16 protein-coding genes are annotated in these 15,321 nt (G+C 61.8%); 5 read left to right on the forward strand and 11 right to left on the reverse strand.

Annotated features, from left to right (window positions below):
- Positions 1-87 precede the first annotated feature (87 nt).
- From CVS28_RS13150 to CVS28_RS13160, 3 genes are all read right to left on the reverse strand, one after another.
- Entirely contained in the window at positions 88-924 is an 837-nt protein-coding gene (locus tag CVS28_RS13150; protein WP_103481810.1) for an alpha/beta hydrolase, read from the reverse strand.
- Between the two features lie 77 nt (positions 925-1,001).
- The gene (locus CVS28_RS13155; protein WP_165788154.1) at positions 1,002-1,544 is read right to left on the reverse strand and encodes a Type 1 glutamine amidotransferase-like domain-containing protein; all 543 of its coding nucleotides are present in this window, start codon (positions 1,542-1,544) and stop codon (positions 1,002-1,004) included.
- A 217-nt stretch (positions 1,545-1,761) separates the two neighbouring features.
- Positions 1,762-2,286 carry a GNAT family N-acetyltransferase gene (locus CVS28_RS13160; protein ID WP_103481812.1) on the reverse strand — a complete coding sequence of 175 codons (525 nt, stop codon included), beginning with the start codon at positions 2,284-2,286 and terminating at the stop codon, positions 1,762-1,764.
- Between the two features lie 504 nt (positions 2,287-2,790).
- Between CVS28_RS13160 and moaA the strand changes: the two genes are divergently transcribed.
- Positions 2,791-3,906 (forward strand): GTP 3',8-cyclase MoaA, encoded by a 1,116-nt coding sequence (gene moaA, locus CVS28_RS13165; RefSeq protein WP_103466375.1) that lies wholly within the window; start codon positions 2,791-2,793, stop codon positions 3,904-3,906.
- Positions 3,907-3,908: 2 nt separating this feature from the next.
- Complete coding sequence (locus tag CVS28_RS13170; RefSeq protein WP_103481813.1) at positions 3,909-4,190, forward strand: MoaD/ThiS family protein; 282 nt, start codon at positions 3,909-3,911, stop codon at positions 4,188-4,190.
- Between the two features lie 569 nt (positions 4,191-4,759).
- On the opposite strand, the gene CVS28_RS13175 is transcribed toward CVS28_RS13170, so the two are convergent.
- Positions 4,760-5,851 carry a helix-turn-helix transcriptional regulator gene (locus CVS28_RS13175; protein WP_103481814.1) on the reverse strand — a complete coding sequence of 364 codons (1,092 nt, stop codon included), beginning with the start codon at positions 5,849-5,851 and terminating at the stop codon, positions 4,760-4,762.
- 122 nt (positions 5,852-5,973) lie between these two features.
- Between CVS28_RS13175 and CVS28_RS13180 the strand changes: the two genes are divergently transcribed.
- Positions 5,974-6,273: a hypothetical protein gene (locus tag CVS28_RS13180; protein ID WP_103466372.1), complete on the forward strand. Its 300-nt coding sequence runs from the start codon at positions 5,974-5,976 to the stop codon at positions 6,271-6,273.
- Here CVS28_RS13180 and CVS28_RS13185 read toward each other — a convergent pair.
- From CVS28_RS13185 to CVS28_RS13200, 4 genes are all read right to left on the reverse strand, one after another.
- On the reverse strand, positions 6,267-7,010 hold the full coding sequence (locus CVS28_RS13185; protein WP_103466371.1) for a DNA alkylation repair protein: 744 nt from the start codon (positions 7,008-7,010) through the stop codon (positions 6,267-6,269). The two genes, CVS28_RS13180 and CVS28_RS13185, sit on opposite strands and share 7 nt — an antisense overlap.
- Positions 7,007-8,530 (reverse strand): amidase family protein, encoded by a 1,524-nt coding sequence (locus tag CVS28_RS13190; RefSeq protein ID WP_207797208.1) that lies wholly within the window; start codon positions 8,528-8,530, stop codon positions 7,007-7,009. Before CVS28_RS13190 ends, CVS28_RS13185 begins: the two co-directional genes overlap by 4 nt.
- Before the next feature lie 102 nt (positions 8,531-8,632).
- The gene (locus CVS28_RS13195) at positions 8,633-9,424 is read right to left on the reverse strand and encodes an ABC transporter permease (RefSeq protein ID WP_103481815.1); all 792 of its coding nucleotides are present in this window, start codon (positions 9,422-9,424) and stop codon (positions 8,633-8,635) included.
- Positions 9,421-10,455: an ABC transporter ATP-binding protein gene (locus CVS28_RS13200; protein WP_207797209.1), complete on the reverse strand. Its 1,035-nt coding sequence runs from the start codon at positions 10,453-10,455 to the stop codon at positions 9,421-9,423. The genes CVS28_RS13195 and CVS28_RS13200 overlap by 4 nt, the downstream gene beginning before the upstream one ends.
- A gap of 61 nt (positions 10,456-10,516) precedes the next feature.
- On the opposite strand from CVS28_RS13200, the gene CVS28_RS13205 reads away from it, so the two are divergent.
- On the forward strand, positions 10,517-11,485 hold the full coding sequence (locus CVS28_RS13205; protein WP_103481816.1) for a helix-turn-helix transcriptional regulator: 969 nt from the start codon (positions 10,517-10,519) through the stop codon (positions 11,483-11,485).
- Between the two features lie 17 nt (positions 11,486-11,502).
- Here CVS28_RS13205 and CVS28_RS13210 read toward each other — a convergent pair whose 3' ends face one another.
- Together CVS28_RS13210 and CVS28_RS13215 are read right to left on the reverse strand one after the other, a co-directional pair.
- A complete protein-coding gene (locus CVS28_RS13210; protein ID WP_103481817.1) occupies positions 11,503-11,988 on the reverse strand; it encodes an anthrone oxygenase family protein in 486 nt (161 codons plus the stop codon).
- Positions 11,985-12,827 carry a Rossmann-fold NAD(P)-binding domain-containing protein gene (locus tag CVS28_RS13215; RefSeq protein WP_103481846.1) on the reverse strand — a complete coding sequence of 281 codons (843 nt, stop codon included), beginning with the start codon at positions 12,825-12,827 and terminating at the stop codon, positions 11,985-11,987. The genes CVS28_RS13210 and CVS28_RS13215 overlap by 4 nt, the downstream gene beginning before the upstream one ends.
- Positions 12,828-12,907: 80 nt before the next feature.
- On the opposite strand from CVS28_RS13215, the gene CVS28_RS13220 reads away from it, so the two are divergent.
- Positions 12,908-13,876 carry an AraC family transcriptional regulator gene (locus CVS28_RS13220; RefSeq protein ID WP_103481818.1) on the forward strand — a complete coding sequence of 323 codons (969 nt, stop codon included), beginning with the start codon at positions 12,908-12,910 and terminating at the stop codon, positions 13,874-13,876.
- A gap of 84 nt (positions 13,877-13,960) precedes the next feature.
- Here the strand turns inward: CVS28_RS13220 and CVS28_RS13225 are convergent, their stop codons facing one another.
- Positions 13,961-15,319: a M16 family metallopeptidase gene (locus CVS28_RS13225; protein WP_103481819.1), complete on the reverse strand. Its 1,359-nt coding sequence runs from the start codon at positions 15,317-15,319 to the stop codon at positions 13,961-13,963.
- Positions 15,320-15,321: the final 2 nt, after the last annotated feature.

A 15,321-nucleotide genomic window follows, 5' to 3' on the forward strand; every position in this document is an offset into this window, starting at 1 on the left:
AAGCGCCCGAAAACCGAACCCTTACTGGGATTGTAAAGCCCGCATGCACTTGTCGGTGCACTCCACGGGTCCGAGCATGCTTGTGTCCTATCTCCACAGCCAACGGAGGGCGTCTGGGAGCAGGACGCCTCCATGGTTGGGGCTGTGGCCGCCGTCGCCGAGGACGAGGCGGAAGTCGTAGCCTGCCTCGGCAAGGGCTGCTGCCACTTTGAGGTTGTTTGCTAGCCAGTTCAAGTCTGGTTCGTTCCAATGCAGGTCACGGTGACCGGCCTGCATGAAAATGCGGAGCGGTTTGGCGAGAGTGGTCGGGATAAGTTCCGGGTAGGGATTTCCGTTGGGCATCTGCGCGAAGCTCGATAGGAACCCGATGACTCGGCGGAACTTGTCTGGGCGCAACCACGCGGCAGTGAAAGCGCAATTGCCTCCACTGCTCCCACCGCAGATTCCCCAAGTTTCTGGATCTTCGGAGATGGAGTAGCGCCCGGTGATCTGCGGAATGATCTCGGTAAGGAGAAATTCGACGTACCGGTCATCGAAAGCGTCATACTCTGCGTTGCGGTTCTTAGGTTGCTCCAAGTCGGTGAAGATCCCCGGGTTGACGAAGACGCCGATAGTGACCGGGATATCGCCGGAGTGGATGAGGTTGTCCAAGACAATTCCGCCGCGGACTTCCCCTTCGGGATCGAGGTAGAGCCAACCGTCCTGGAAGACCATCAGCGAGGCGGGCTGTCCAGGACGATACTGTTCCGGGATGTGGACCCAGAACTTCCGAGAGGTGCCTGGGTAGAGCGTGCTGTGGTTCCATTCGAACTCGACGATGGTGCCGGAGGGGACTGCGGGTTGGCGAATCGAGTCATGTCCATGGGAGTAGCGCACGGAGGACTGGTCAATCGGCAGCGGTTGGTACGGCAGTTCGATGGTCACAGCTGGTAAGTCTAGCCGTGGAATCCGGACAATTCCTGCAGGGGAACCTTGACCGGAACACTCAATCCAGCGTTCTCTCAAAGCAGCGAGACGCTGCTGCCGTCAACCACCAACGCCTGGCCGTCGCGAAGCGCCCAGTACTGTTTGCCATCTTGGGCGTAGGTAGCAGCCACCTGAGTCAGGATCTCGCGTTCCGGGTGGTCCGAAGATCCAAGATGGGGCACAAACGGTCGGTCCAGAATATTGAGGCCGTCGAACTCGACAGCTCCGTAGAGTGACAAGGCATCGCCTGTTGGATCGCACTCTTCGAGACCCGACAAGCTCGGGGCGAGGACGCAACCCCCGGCGCTGAAACCGGCGTAGACCAGGGCATCCGCTCTGAGACGATCCACAATGAGCGCGTCGGCTCCCGATCGGGCCAGTGCGGCCCGGAGAGTGAAGACGTTGCCGCCCCGAACCCAGATGAAGTCCGGTTGGCCAAACTCCACGGAAAGGCTCTCGGCGTCGTGCGCCCGTAGGTCGAGCTCCTGTGCCGTGAGTCCAATGCCCGCGAGATGCACGAGCTGGCGTTTGGTCTCTATGCGCCGTATCTCAGGATCAACACCATCGAAAGCGTTCATGATGAGCCACCCGCGCTTTCTGCCTCGAACCAGGCCGGTGAAAGCTTCGGGATGGTCACCAAGTTGGTATGAAGACAGGTAGAGGCGCATGGGGCCATTGTCCTTACTTATCCGCAGAGAGTCATTTTCCCATGAATTGTGCACGTCCGCGTCTGCCCATAGGGGAACCTTGAGCGGACTCCTCAGCGCCGGTTCAACGCTACGGATCTAGGCGGCCTCAAATTGCTGCAGGCGTCAATTCCTTGGTCATCTCCACTTCACGACTGCTGGCATCTAGAGAGTATTGAGCTGAGTGGCCGGTGAGCTCAAAGCCCCTTTTTGAATAGGCCCTTTGTGCATTCACGTTGGCCTCATGCACGTGAAGTGTGAGGCGTCCGCCGTTGTTCCGGGCCCAGACTTCAATGGCCGATAGCAAGGTGTCCGTTAGGCCTACGTCAGCGCCTCGGAAGTCGGGGTTTACATATACACCTACAAGGAGAGGCCCAACGCTGGGGTCTGCTATGTACGAGGCCATGGTTCCTACCCAATTCCCGTTTTCAGCAATCGCCGCTACTGTGATGGAGCCTTCTCGTGTTCCTTGTGCCCCACGGCGACGCCACTCGGTTTCGTCCACCGCCATGGCATCGGCGTCAGTCTCGGAGCATGCGATTGGGGTGTCGTTGATCATTTCCAGCCGCAGTTCCCGAATCTCGCGCCAGTCGGCTTCGGTAGTTGTTCTAATAACGATTTTGTCGTTTTTCATTAGGTCATCTTAGAACACGTTTGTGAGGCCACTTTGACTGGCAACGATTGTCTTTTGAATTACGAATGCACGCCGCTAGCGCCGTAATAGTCGGAACGACAACCACCGAATATCGGTTGTCGTCATAGTGAAACACCCCGTTTGGATTGTCAGCTGTGGACGTAACCCAAGCGTCCAGCAAACCGGTACACCACCGGCGCAAGCGACACCCCAAATTCTCCGGATCACGATCACCGCGTTTCCGCAGCCACCCAATTCCCGTATGACCAGCCCGCAAAAAAGCCCGCGGGCCCTATGCGGGACAAGATATGAACACGCCAGGCTCCATCGAATCACGTTCCGGTGGTCCAGGTGTTGTGAGACAGATTAGCCGGATGGTCCACCTGTAATGAGACAGATCTTGCTAATGGTCCATGTGAAATGAGATTGGTCCACTCTAGATGAGACAGGACAGCAGGCCGCGGCAGTGACCCCGAAACGCCAATAATGGCGTAGCGTTGAGACATGGACACAGAACGCGTTGCACTGGGCATTCCGGAGGTCCGCCAGGCCCCCACAGGCTCCGGCCGCCCGCGTCTGGGTGGGGCGGAAACCGGCCTGCTGGACCAGTTTGGCCGCGTGGCCACCGACATGCGCTTGTCGCTGACGGACAAATGCAATCTCCGCTGCACCTACTGCATGCCCGAGGCAGGTTTGGAGTGGCTGAAGAAGGACAAGCTTCTCACCGCGGCCGAGATCGTCAGGCTGGTCGGTTTGGGCGTCAACCGCTTGGGTGTGCGCGAATTGCGGCTCACGGGCGGAGAGCCGCTGGTGCGTGCGGATCTGGTGGAGATCATTGCTGCCCTGCGTGCGAACCATCCGGAACTGCCCATTTCGCTGACCACCAACGGCGTGGGCTTGACGAAGAAGGCCCAGGCCCTGGCCGACGCCGGGCTGACGCGGCTCAACGTCTCCATGGACACCCTGCACCACGATGCGTTCCTGCAACTCACGCGCCGGCCCTTCCTGGACCAAGTGAAAGCCGGGATCGAGGCGGCCTCGGCGGCCGGCATGACACCCATCAAGATCAATGCGGTGTTGCTGCGCGGCATCAATGACGCACACGCAGCGGAACTTTTGCAGTGGAGCCTTGACCGCGGCTACGAACTTCGTTTCATCGAGCAAATGCCGCTCGACGCCGACCACGGCTGGACGCGCGATGGCATGATCACGGCCGCCGAGATCCGCGAACTGCTCACCGCCGACTTTGACCTTTCGGCAGATCCCCGGGCCCGCGACGGCGCACCCGCCGAACGCTTTGAGGTCCGCCACCGTGGCGCCACGGAGCTCCTGGGCACTGTGGGCATCATCGCCTCCGTCACCGAGCCCTTCTGCGCCGATTGCCGCCGCACCCGCATCACCGCCGAAGGCAAAGTCATGAGCTGCTTGTTTTCCCGCACCGAGGTGGATCTGCTGGAGCTGCTGCGCGCCGGGGATTCGGCGTCCGACGATGACGCCGTCGCCGCCCGCTGGCAGGACGCCATGTGGGCCAAACCCAAAGCCCACGGCATGGGCCACCCCGGTTTGGGCGACGCCGATTTTGTCCAACCCGACCGCAGCATGAGCGCCATTGGAGGATGAGCATGAACGTACGCTTTTTTGCCGCAGCCGCTGCTGCCACGGGAGTTGAGGAGCAGGGTGTTGACCTGGCCGCGCTGGCTGGCACCGAACCCTTCACACTCGCCGACTTGTCGGAGCTGTTGGTGGCGAGTTTTCCGGTATCGGCTTCCGGCCACACTCCCCCACTTTCAGAGTTGTTAACCCGGTGCAGCTACCTGCTCAATGAAGTCGCCGCGCGTGACCTGACCGTGGCGTTACAGCCAGGCGATGTGGTCGACGTCCTCCCGCCCTTCGCCGGCGGCTGATCCCACTGGACAACTGATGCGTAAATAGGGTTCGTTGGGCCGCTTGGGTGAGGGTGACCTGAGTATCGGAGCTGCCCACAGCTCTTTAAGAGTCCGCTGGTGGCCAGCTGTGTGGTGTTGGCAGCTTATGCGCCAGCCTGGGAGTTGGCGTGGCGCATAAGCCGGGGCCGCTTTGGGCATGCGCACTGCTGATACCGGGCATTGCGTCAGTGTCACAGCTGCGCCGCGCTGGCTCCTGGCGCGACGCATAGCCAAAGCTGGTGTGCCCAGAATGGGGTGTATGCGCCACACTCGTTTCCACGGCTGCGCATAAGCCACGGCAGAATTTACAGGTGCCACTGAATTTACAGGTGCCACTGACGCGGCGAAGCCGCCCACCAACTGAACCGCAGTAGTGGTCGAAAAACACCGCGAATTCGATTTTTTCAAGGGGCCCACGCCCGCGAGGGCCCCGATCGACGAGGTTGGGGACCGGGTGGGGACTACTGCAGTTGGCGGGATGGCAGCGGGACCCTGGCGCTTGTGGGCCCATCCCACGCTCTCGCTCATGACGGGTCGAGTCACGTAATTCACGTGCCAGTTGCCGCCAGGGGCCCCAGTGCCATGGCCAGCAGGGCACCGCGGCTTTGAACACCGCATTTTCCAAAAAGTGCCTTGAAAATATCTTGGACGGTATACCGGCTGATTCCCAGGTGGCCGGCCAACCCTGCCGTGTCCAGACCTGCAGCAGAGCGCTCCAACAACTGGCATTCCCGCGGGCTTAGGGCGAAGCTGCGCTCAAAGACTGCCAGCCGTTCCGCGGGCAGGCAATCTTGGATGGTGACCGTAATGGGCGCCGTGGCTCCGGACGCCGTCGTCGTCATTCTCGCGGCCGAAAGTCCAGCCCATATTCCTTGGCCAACATGTCGGCATGAACGGGAAGGGTGGGCATCAACTCCCCGTTCCACTGCCATCAGCTGTGCTGCCACGTTCAGCACTTCCGCCGGAATCCCCTGATACGGCTGGGGTGCCCGCTGCAACAATTCCAGCCATGACACGGCCGATTCGGTTTGACTGATGACGGACAAGTCATCAGCAAGCACCAACACGGCTTGCCGGTGCCCAGAGACGGCATCCCCCGTGACGCCAAGCTGAAATTCGCGGGCGGAGCATTCCCTCAAACCCGTAGCAATCAGGCCGGCCATGGACTCCACACAGTGTGCCTCGGCGTCGGAAAAATCGGAATCGCCGGGTCCGCGCCACAGCTCAAGCCAACCCCAGAGTCCCCACTTATCGGCGAAGGCAACGGACAAGACATCCACCACCCCGTACCGTTCCAAAAGCTCCTTCCACATCTCGCTGCGGCCAGGTTCATTCCCGGTTGCCTTCTGCAAAGACACCGCCCGAGACGGATGCGTGGGCAGGACCGTCCATCTGTTGATGAGGGTCCGGTACCTCAGCGCGATGAGCAGCGGCAATTCCGGCACACCAGGCACCTGTGCCATCGGGGCAATGCCCACAGTTGTCACAGGATCCGCGAGCGGCCATACCCAGCCGTCAAAACTGACGACGGCGCGCAGCTCACCAAGCACGCCGGCTCGGTAAAGATGACTCTCCAGGTGCGCATCCCCTAATGCCGCAACCCGGTCCAAACAGCGGCGCAGTGCCCATTCGCTGGTCATCTCTCAAGTATGCGCGCCTCGGGTTCTGGCCACGATCTGCAGATCCCAGATTTGTGGGATGGTCCCTGGTAGCGAGGACACCTACAGTCAAGGCAGCAGTATCCATGAAAGGACCAGGGACAATGTTTACCTTGCAAATTGAACACGGCATCAAGGACTTTGGCATGTGGAAGAGCGCTTACGACGCCGATCCGCTGGGGCGGGAAGCTTCCGGAGTAAGGGCCGAAAGGGTGTTCCGCCCGGTGGGTGAGGAACACTATGTGGTGCTTGACCTGGACTTTGCCACCCAGGCAGAGGCGGAGCAGTTCCTAGGCCGGCTGAAGGCCCAGGTGTGGTCTGCCCCGAGCGTTTCTCCAGCGCTGGCAGGCGGTCCAAAGACACGGATCGTGGAACAGCTGATCGCCTCGAGGCAGAGTCAGTAAGCCGCTGGGCCAACACCACGGTAGTGAGCTCTCTGCTGCGCATCGAGGTGCTCCATGGCGTAGCGCAGCATGGTCCGCGGCATGGCGGCCGCATGGGCATCGAGGAACTGTAGCAATCGCTCTCGATCATGCTTTCCCACCTCTCGCAGCACGCCCCCTACGGCTTTGTGAATGAGATCCTGGTCATCATCTAGAAGCAACGCGGCAAGACGCACGGTGTCCTGAACTTCACCGCGTCGCAGGAAGTGCAAGGTTGCCAGGATGGCTGTGCGGCGCTCCCAAAGATCATCTGAGCCTGCGAGTTCGTCCAGGATGCCCCGGGGCTTGTCGGCGAGATAGCGGCCAATCACATCCCATGCGCCAAGATCCACAAGGTCCCAATTGTTGATGCGGTCAATACGTCGCAGAAACAAGTCAAACAGCTCCTTTTGACGCTGGCCACTCGCGGCCTTACTTCCGGACTGCTTGGCCATAATCTTCACAGCACCAGCCCGTGCTTCGTGCAGCGGACTCTCCAACAGCTCTTCCAGCTGGCTCAGTGACATATCCGTATAACGCGAAGCCAGAGCGAATACCTCGCCCATGCGAACGCCTAGGAAAACATCCCCCTCACCATAGTCACCGGCGCCGGATTTGAAATAGCGTTGGATCTTCTCTTGTTCAGCCTCCGAGGCAAGAAGCCGGAGCTCGGCGATGAACGCTTGTGCACTCCGTTCGCTCGGTAGATGTGTGGTCACGATGGTTGGCCGTTGTGACCGACGACGGCGGGATCGGCCCCTGGGTGATCGGCACCTCGGTGATTGCCGACGCCGTCACGGTTTGGCCGCGGTGCTTCCACCGAGCTCACCAGCGGTGGATGGAGGAAGCCGCCAATGACCTCGGCCATCAGCTCAGCAAGGGTGATGACGGTGTCGTCCTCATGCCGGGGCCCGAGTATCTGAACACCCACCGGCAGGCCTGTTGCTGTCCACCCCGCCGGGGCGGACAACGGTGGCAGGCCGGCAAGTGAGGCTTGGGCGATCCAAAACGGCAGATCCGTGTAGGGCCTCGCCCCTGCTGGTGTTTCGATAGTCCGCTCATGGAATGCTCTGGTGTCATGCGGGAGCGGCGGCGAAAAAGTGACTGGGCACAGAAAGGCATCAGTTTCACGGAAATGGTCTGCCCAGGCAGCTCGGGTAGCCAGCCGAAAGTGTTCGTGCCTTAGATAATCGAGACCATCGAGCGTTCCACCTGGTTCCACCGAGGCCAGATACGCCCCGACTTGCACTCCGAACGACTCTGCCACCTTCGTCGGATCGATTCCATCGGGCCAGCCGTACTTGATGGTGACCCCAGCCCGGGCAAGCACGTCGATGGCGTTGGACAACACGTCACCGACTGCCGTCGTCACAGGACAGGCAGGGTGGTCCAACACGACCCCCATCGTGTAATCGGCCAATGTCCGCCATCGCGGCGGTGCCAGCTCCCAGCGATAGGCAAGCTCATCGGCGTCGTCGGGGCCGCCGGTAACCTGAAGGGCGAGCCGAAGATCTCCGGCACTCCGAGCCAAGGGACCGACCCCAACTACTGCTGGCCGGTCGGATGCAAGAGCCTTGGGCCCAGGCGGCTGCAGGCCCGATAGCGGCACAGTGCCCGCCGTCGGCTTGAGCCCGTAGACCCCACAGAATGCCGCCGGAATCCGGATCGAACCCACCAGGTCCGAACCATACTCGAGATAGCTCAATCCAGAGGCGATGGCGGCCGCAGCTCCCCCAGATGACCCGCCCGAGGTACGTCCGAGATCCCACGGATTGTTGGTGGTCCCCGACAACGGGTTGCGGCTCTGGCCAAAGTCACCGAGCATCATGGCGACGTTGCTTTTCCCCACAATCACGGCCCCGGCACGGCGCAGCCGGGCGACAACTGCCGCGTCCCAATCGGCCACCTCACCAGCGAATGCCGGATTGCCCCAAGTGGTGTGTAGGCCAATAGCGTGGAAGGCATCTTTCACCGTCATCGGCACTCCCCCGAGGGATCCGCCTGGTTCACCGCGTGCAATCGACTCATCCAGAAGAGCTGCGGTGACAATCGCACCCTGCGGGTCGACCTCGCTGATGGCATTCACTCGTTGATTCACGGCAGCAATCCGTGCCAGCAACGCCGAGGTGACCTCGGCCGCTGTGCTCCGTCCGGCGCGGATGGCCGCCGCAGCATGCCCTGCGGAGGACATGGCGGTCAGGGGTTCTGTGATCACGTCATGGCTACTAAACGGTTCCATGTTCTCGTTTTATACGCTGACACTGCGTGAGCGTCAAGAACTCTTTTGCCAGAACTGAGGAGCTACGGGCTACGAGACAAAATGCCGCCGTTCGCACGTCGTTTAGTCACTGCGCCTGATCGAGCGGATCCCCACGGCCAAGCCAATCGCGGCCAACACGGCTGCCGCAAGGAAACCCCAAAGCACATCCGGCGAACTCAGCTCGCCCGCGAAGAGTGCCCGCTCAGCCGCAACCACGTAGCTGATCGGGTTGAAGGCAGCAGCCACCTGCATCCACCGCGGGCCGTCTTCCAGTGGCAGCAGCATGCCGGAGAGGATCATCAGCGGGAAGATGGTCGCCTGCTGTACGGCCCAGAACATCCAGTCCCGACTGCGACTGACCAGGGCAAGCGTGTAACTCAGAGCACCAAACCCCATCCCGAAGATGGCGATCAGCACTAGGCCCAGCAGCATGCCGAGCGGATTCACCGAGAAGCCGAACGGGATGGTCGCCAGCGCGATCACCCCGGCTTGCACCATGATCGGCGCCATCTCTTTCAGCGCCCGCCCGATCAGGAGTGCCGGGCGGGCGATCGGCGCCACCAGCGTTCGTTCATGTGATCCCGTCTGCATTTCCATGAGCAGGTTCGAGCCGGTGACACCGGTGCCGAACAAGGCGATCATGACCAGGATGCCCGGCACGAACCATTGCAACACCTCCCCGGCCGGGGCATCCGAGCCGCCGATCAGCAGCGGACCGAACAGCCCCAGGAAGACAAGGGGCTGCAACAGGCTGAAGATCAGCGAGAAGGGATCTCGAACCACGGGGCGCAGCTCGCGGACGAGCACATTCCAGGAGTCGCGAACTGCGTTGGAGCGAACGGGCACAGTGTTGTGAGTGGCTGTGGTGGTCATGCCGATACCTCTTCCTTCAGGGCTGATTCTTCTTGGGCTGCTTTTCCGGCTGCTGTTTCGCCCGCTCCGCTGTCGTCGCGCAGGCTTCGCCCGGTGAGGGCGAGGAACACGTCGTCGAGGGTGGGCTGGCGTAGCCCGGCGGTGGCCGCGGCTGTGTCTGCAGTGTCGAGTTCGCGGAGCAGTCGAGGGAGCACCCGGTCACCGTGGTCAAGGGTGATCTCCAGCTGCTGGCCGTTGACTGAGACGGACGCGCCGGTCACGGTGGCGGCGATGGGGCGGGCGGCCGCGGCGTCGCCAGCACTGTCGAAGCCGAGCGTGATCACATCGCCTGCGAGGATGGTCTTCAATCCGGAGGCAGTATCATCGGCGATGAGCCTGCCGTGGTCCATGACCATGACGCGTTCGGCGAACCTGTCAGCCTCATCGAGGTAGTGCGTGGTGACGAAGATGGTGGTGCCGTGCGTGCGGCGCAGGTCCAGGATGTGTTGCCACAGGTTTTCCCGGCTTTGCGGGTCGAGCCCAGTCGAGGGTTCATCCAGAAATAACAGTTCCGGCGAATGCAGCAGCCCAAGTGCGATGTCCAGACGGCGTTTCTGTCCGCCACTAAGGCTCAACACGCCACGCTTCGCCAACGGGGCAAGGTCGAGGGATTCGAGCAGTTCATCCGCCCGTCGCCGGGTCTGGGCGCGCCCCATTCCGTAGAAGGCGCCCTGGCTGAGCAGCTCGTCGCGTACCCGCTGATAGTGGCCGGCACTGTTGCCCTGACCGATGTAGCCGATACGGCGTCGCACCTCGTTTGGTTCCCTGCGAACGTCGTAGCCCGCCACACAAGCGGTGCAGGAGGTTGGAGGGAGAAGCGTGGTGAGCATTCGCAGGCTGGTTGATTTGCCAGCACCGTTGGGGCCAAGGAAGGCCACGAGTTCTCCACGCTGGACATCCAGGTCCAGGCCGGTGACGGCGTCGACGCGTTCTCGCTTAACAGTGAATTTTTTCGTCAGCCCGCGGGCTGTGATGATGGTTTCGTTTGTCATGTGCCAAGGCTATTGTTCCTTGAGGACAGTTTCTGTCCGCAACGTAAACTAATCTTGGAACATGTCAGAATCCACCACAACCTCGCGAGTACTGTCCCTTCTGAACCTGCTGCAGACTCACCGGCACTGGTCAGGAACGGAACTTGCGCAGCGTCTGGGCATCACCGGGCGAACACTGCGCCGCGATGTGGAGCGGCTGCGGGAACTCGGTTACCGCATTGAGTCGGCGCCGGGCACCCATGGCGGCTACCGCCTCGAGGCCGGAGCTTCGATTCCTCCGCTCCTGCTGACCGATGACGAAGCGGTCACCATGGCGATCGGCCTCCGGGTGGCGGCCACACAGGGACTCGCTGATGGAGCGTTGACCACCCTGACGGCGCTGGCCAAGCTCGAACAGGTATTGCCGGCAGCGCTGAGGTCACGGGTGAACGCGCTTGCCGGTCACGTGCAGCCGGTGCACCCGGATGTGCCGGCGGTGACGCCAGAAGTACTGGGGAAGCTCGCCCTTGCCTGTCGCGATCGGGAGCGCATCAGATTTCACTACGTGGCGGCCAATGGGGCAGAAACCGATCGTGTCGTCGAGCCGCATTCACTCGTTGCCGCCCAGCGATACTGGTTCCTGGTGGCCTGGGATCTTCACCGGGAGGCGTGGCGAACGTTCCGAGTTGATCGGCTCGAGAAATTCTTCGCCACTCGGGTTCAATTCGAACCTCGTGAGCTTCCAGCCGGCGATGCTGCCGAGTTTGTCGCCGCAGCCGTGTCCTCCCTGCTGGGCACCGTGACAGCGGAGGTGGTGATGGACCTTCCGATTGAGCGGATGCGTGAGTACTTCGGACCGTGGGCCAAGGGCGCACGATCCGTTGGTGCGTTCAAAACGGCGTGGCCTATCGGGGGCCGCAGCCCGCACGAGCTCATGTCGTCACTGGCATGGATTCCGGAGGGGGTCCAGTACGAGGTGCGTGGCGACGCGGCGACGACGGCGTTCCTGCGGGAGGCTGCCGAACGGATGCTGAACGCCACACGGAATTGAGCAGGCTTTGTCTGGCATCATGTCGTTGCGAGCGACACAGCTAGAATGACTGTCGCAGCTATCGAGGCGAACGCTCGAGCGTGGTTGGCGATGCTCCAGCTCCTCTCAAATGACCGCCACCGGTCCGCGATATCGGGTGAATCCGGCGTGATACGGGCGAGCTGATCGTTGAGCGGAACGTTCCGCACGATCGTGATGCCAACCGCGGCCAGAGCCAGTCCGGCGCCCACTATACGAACGGGACCTTCCTCCGCGACAGCGCCGGAGACTAGTTCCGAGACGACGATTGTTGCGGCAGCCGCGGCGCCACCGAAAAAGACGACCATGAAGGGCCCTCGCATCGCGCTGATATTGATCTGCTGCATCGCAGCAATTGCCGTCCGGGCGGGGACGATGCGTAGTGCAGGCATCACCAGCGCGGGAAAGGCCAGGTACACGCCTGCCGCAATTCCTGCACCGAGCGCCGCTGCGATGGTGAGGGCGCTCTGCAGCGTGGTCGTCATCGCTGGTCCTGGAAACCTGTTTGCCAGACGTTACTCGTGGCAGTGCGCCGCGCATAGTCGGCGAAGTCCCGGCAGGGTCGGCCGAGCGCAGATTCTAAGTCGCTGGTAACGGTGGCATTGCGGCCGTCGAGAATTTCCTCGAATAGCTCAGCCAGGGCTTGAGTGTCATCACGGGGGATGCCGTCACGGGCAAGATCGGCCATGAACTCTTCTGCAGTGCTGGGCGCGTAGTCGATACTGCGCCCGGTCGCCGCGGAAATCTCCGCAGCGACGTCGTGCATGGACAAAAGTCGCGGCCCGGTCACCTCATAAACCGTGTTGGCGTGGCCGTCCTCGATGAGCGCAGCGGTGGCGAGTTCCGCCAGGTCCTCGAGATCAATGAAAGGTTCGACGACGTCGCCAGCCGGCAGGACCAGTCGCCCGCGCAGAACAGGGCCGAGCAAAAAATGTTCGCTGAAATTCTGCGCGAACCACGACGACCGAACAATCGTCCATTCAGCTGCCGTGGTCTGCACGGCCCGTTCGCTGGCCTGTGCGCCCTCTTCTCCTCGGCCCGACAAAAGCACGAGACGATTCACGCCCAACTCCCGTGCGCGTTGGGCAAACTCCGCGATCAGTTCCACGACGCCAGGGAAGGCAAGATCTGGCGAATAACAGAGGTAAGCAGATGACGCCCCTTTTAATGCGGCATCCCACGTTGCACGGTCTTCCCACACGAACGGATACTCCCCCTGCCTAGAGGCAACGCGGGTGGGTACGGCGCGCTCGGCAAGCCGACGAACTATGCGAGCACCGGTACGGCCGGTGCCACCAAGAACAAGAACTCTTTGAGTAGTCATGACACCAGTCAACAACACCCCGTTCAATGTTTGAATAGTTCAAACACGTCTTTACATACGCGATCGTCTAGGATGATTGCATGGATCCGCTCACACACCTGCTCGATGGCCCTCGGGCACGCCGGGCCTTCGCCCTGCGCGTGGTCATGGCTCCGAAGTGGTCCATCGATGTCCAAGACCAGGCGCCGCTCACTGTCATTGCCATGCTGTCCAGCGGAGCTTGGCTCGTAGCCGATAACGAGCAGCTCGAGCTACAGCCAGGAGATGTCGCCCTGGTTCGGGGCCCGGGCCCCTACATCGTCACTGATGATCCTTTTCGCATCCCCGACGTGATAGTCCACCCGGGGCAACTGTGCAGTTCACCGTCCGGGCAAGACCTCCAGCTCAGCATGAAACGCGGCATGCGCACGTGGGGAAACACGGCGGCCGGCCAGACGACAATGCTCATCGGCACCTATGAGACCGACGCAGAGGTCAGTTCCGCCGTCACGGCTGCGCTCCCCCGGGTCGCCGTCGTCCCGGCCCATGAGATCGACCCTGCTCTTGTCAGGTTCCTCGAGCGCGAAATCGCCAGCGATGCACCTGGACAGGGCAGCACCATCGATCGACTGCTGGATGTGCTGCTCGTTCACACGATCCGGGCCTGGGCAAAACTCCATCCCCACACCGCACGCGGGTGGCTCGCCGGCGGCCACGATCCACTCGTGGCCCAGGCGCTTGCGTTGTTCCACGAGTCTCCCGCCGACGCATGGACGCTGGAATCACTGTCCCATCGCCTGAACGTTTCGCGTGGGACCCTGGCCAGTCGATTCCGCAGTATTGTGGGCGAGCCGCCCATGACATACCTGACGAACTGGCGCATGCTCCTTGCCAGTGAACTACTCGCAAACCCTCAGCTGACCACCGCCCAGATTGCCGCCGAGGTTGGCTACGGCACCCCCTTCGCCCTGAGCTCTGCCTTCAAGCGACGATTCGGGCTCAGTCCCACCGGGTACCGCCGACGCTCCTATCCGAGAACAGAAGCGGCAGGAAACGCCGTCGTTCCTTAAAACGAAAACTGACCCGCAGTTGTGGTCGAAAAATGCCGCGAATGCGCGTTTTTTCGACCACTTCTGCGGGTCAGTTGGAAAAGCCTAGAGGCCGAAGGTTTCGGTTTCCTCAAACGGGCCAACCACCGTGATGGTGCGCGGGGCGGCTGCGAGTTCGCGGGCCAGCTCCTGCACCTCGGCGGCCGTGACCTTGCGGATCCGGTCAAGGGATTCGTCAATGTCCATGAATTCGCCCGTGACAATTTCGGCACGACCCAGGCGTGACATGCGCGATCCGCTGTCTTCCAGAGCCAGCACAATGCCGCCGGAGAGCTGGCCCAGGGCCTTCTTCAGCTCAAGGTCGCTCACGCCGTCGGCTGCCAGCTTCTCCAGCTCGGCACTGAGCAGTCCAATGACCTGGCCCACCTTGGCCGGCGAGCAGCCCGCGTACATACCAAAGTAGCCGGTGTCGGCGTAGGAGGAGGCGAAGGAGTAGGTGGAGTACACCAGGCCCCGCTTCTCCCGGATTTCCTGGAACAGGCGCGAGGACATGCCGCCACCAAGAATGGAATTCAACACGCTCATCACATAGCGGCGTGAGTCTGTGGCACGCAGTGACGGGCACCCCAAGATGATGTTGGCCTGCTCCACCGCCCGGTTGATCACGTGCAGGCCGGCAGTGCCGGACACGGCAACCACATCGTTGGCACGGCGCGGGGCCGGCGCAACACCCTCATCCAGCGACCAACCGGCTGTGCGCAGGGCGTCCAGGACCAGGGTGCAGACGGTGTCGTGGTCCAGGCCGCCTGCTGCCGTGATGACAAGCGTCTCGGGCCGGTAATGCTTTTGGTAGTGCGCCCACACGGATTCCCGCGGAACAGCCTTGATGGCTTCCGGGGTGCCGCCAATGGGGCGTCCCAGGGCGTGGCCACCAAGAACGGCTGCCACAAAATTTTCGTGCGCAACATCTGTGGGGTCGTCGCCGTCCATGGCGATTTCCTCCAAAATGACGTCGCGTTCCTGCTCCAGCTCGGCCGTGTCAATCACGGCTGAGGTGACCATGTCGGCGATGACGTCGATGGCCATGGGCAGATCGGAGTCAAGCACCCGTGCGTAGTAGCAGGTGCTTTCCTTGGCCGTCGCTGCATTGGATTCGCCGCCCACCTCGTCAAAGGCGGAAGCAATTTCCAACGCCGTGCGGCGCTTGGTTCCCTTGAACAGCAAGTGTTCCAGGAAATGGGTTGAGCCGTGTTGGCCCTCGGATTCATCCCGAGAGCCAACACCAACCCAGAACCCGATTGTCGCACTACGCTGTCCGGGCATGGCCTCGGTCAGTACCCGCACACCTCCGGGCAGGACGGAGCGGCGCACTACTGCGCCTCCCGCCGTTCCGGAGATCAGTGTGGATTCGTCGGAGGCCAGGCCATCGGCAGCGCTTGTCAGCGGCAAAAGGGTTATCGCCATGA

It is taken from the genome of Arthrobacter glacialis (genome assembly GCF_002909415.1).
In the GTDB taxonomy this organism is placed as follows: Bacteria; Actinomycetota; Actinomycetes; order Actinomycetales; family Micrococcaceae; genus Specibacter; species Specibacter glacialis.

What these genes read in the sequence shown, in the direction of transcription:
- CVS28_RS13155 (WP_165788154.1), bottom strand. Translation starts at nt 1,544, where the DNA reads ATGAACGCTTTCGATGGTGTTGATCCTGAGATACGGCGCATAGAGACC.
- CVS28_RS13160 (WP_103481812.1), bottom strand. Translation starts at nt 2,286, where the DNA reads ATGAAAAACGACAAAATCGTTATTAGAACAACTACCGAAGCCGACTGG.
- moaA (WP_103466375.1), top strand. Translation starts at nt 2,791, where the DNA reads ATGGACACAGAACGCGTTGCACTGGGCATTCCGGAGGTCCGCCAGGCC.
- CVS28_RS13170 (WP_103481813.1), top strand. Translation starts at nt 3,909, where the DNA reads ATGAACGTACGCTTTTTTGCCGCAGCCGCTGCTGCCACGGGAGTTGAG.
- CVS28_RS13175 (WP_103481814.1), bottom strand. Translation starts at nt 5,851, where the DNA reads ATGACCAGCGAATGGGCACTGCGCCGCTGTTTGGACCGGGTTGCGGCA.
- CVS28_RS13180 (WP_103466372.1), top strand. Translation starts at nt 5,974, where the DNA reads ATGTTTACCTTGCAAATTGAACACGGCATCAAGGACTTTGGCATGTGG.
- CVS28_RS13190 (WP_207797208.1), bottom strand. Translation starts at nt 8,530, where the DNA reads ATGGAACCGTTTAGTAGCCATGACGTGATCACAGAACCCCTGACCGCC.
- CVS28_RS13195 (WP_103481815.1), bottom strand. Translation starts at nt 9,424, where the DNA reads ATGACCACCACAGCCACTCACAACACTGTGCCCGTTCGCTCCAACGCA.
- CVS28_RS13200 (WP_207797209.1), bottom strand. Translation starts at nt 10,455, where the DNA reads ATGACAAACGAAACCATCATCACAGCCCGCGGGCTGACGAAAAAATTC.
- CVS28_RS13205 (WP_103481816.1), top strand. Translation starts at nt 10,517, where the DNA reads ATGTCAGAATCCACCACAACCTCGCGAGTACTGTCCCTTCTGAACCTG.
- CVS28_RS13210 (WP_103481817.1), bottom strand. Translation starts at nt 11,988, where the DNA reads ATGACGACCACGCTGCAGAGCGCCCTCACCATCGCAGCGGCGCTCGGT.
- CVS28_RS13215 (WP_103481846.1), bottom strand. Translation starts at nt 12,827, where the DNA reads ATGACTACTCAAAGAGTTCTTGTTCTTGGTGGCACCGGCCGTACCGGT.
- CVS28_RS13220 (WP_103481818.1), top strand. Translation starts at nt 12,908, where the DNA reads ATGGATCCGCTCACACACCTGCTCGATGGCCCTCGGGCACGCCGGGCC.
- CVS28_RS13225 (WP_103481819.1), bottom strand. Translation starts at nt 15,319, where the DNA reads ATGGCGATAACCCTTTTGCCGCTGACAAGCGCTGCCGATGGCCTGGCC.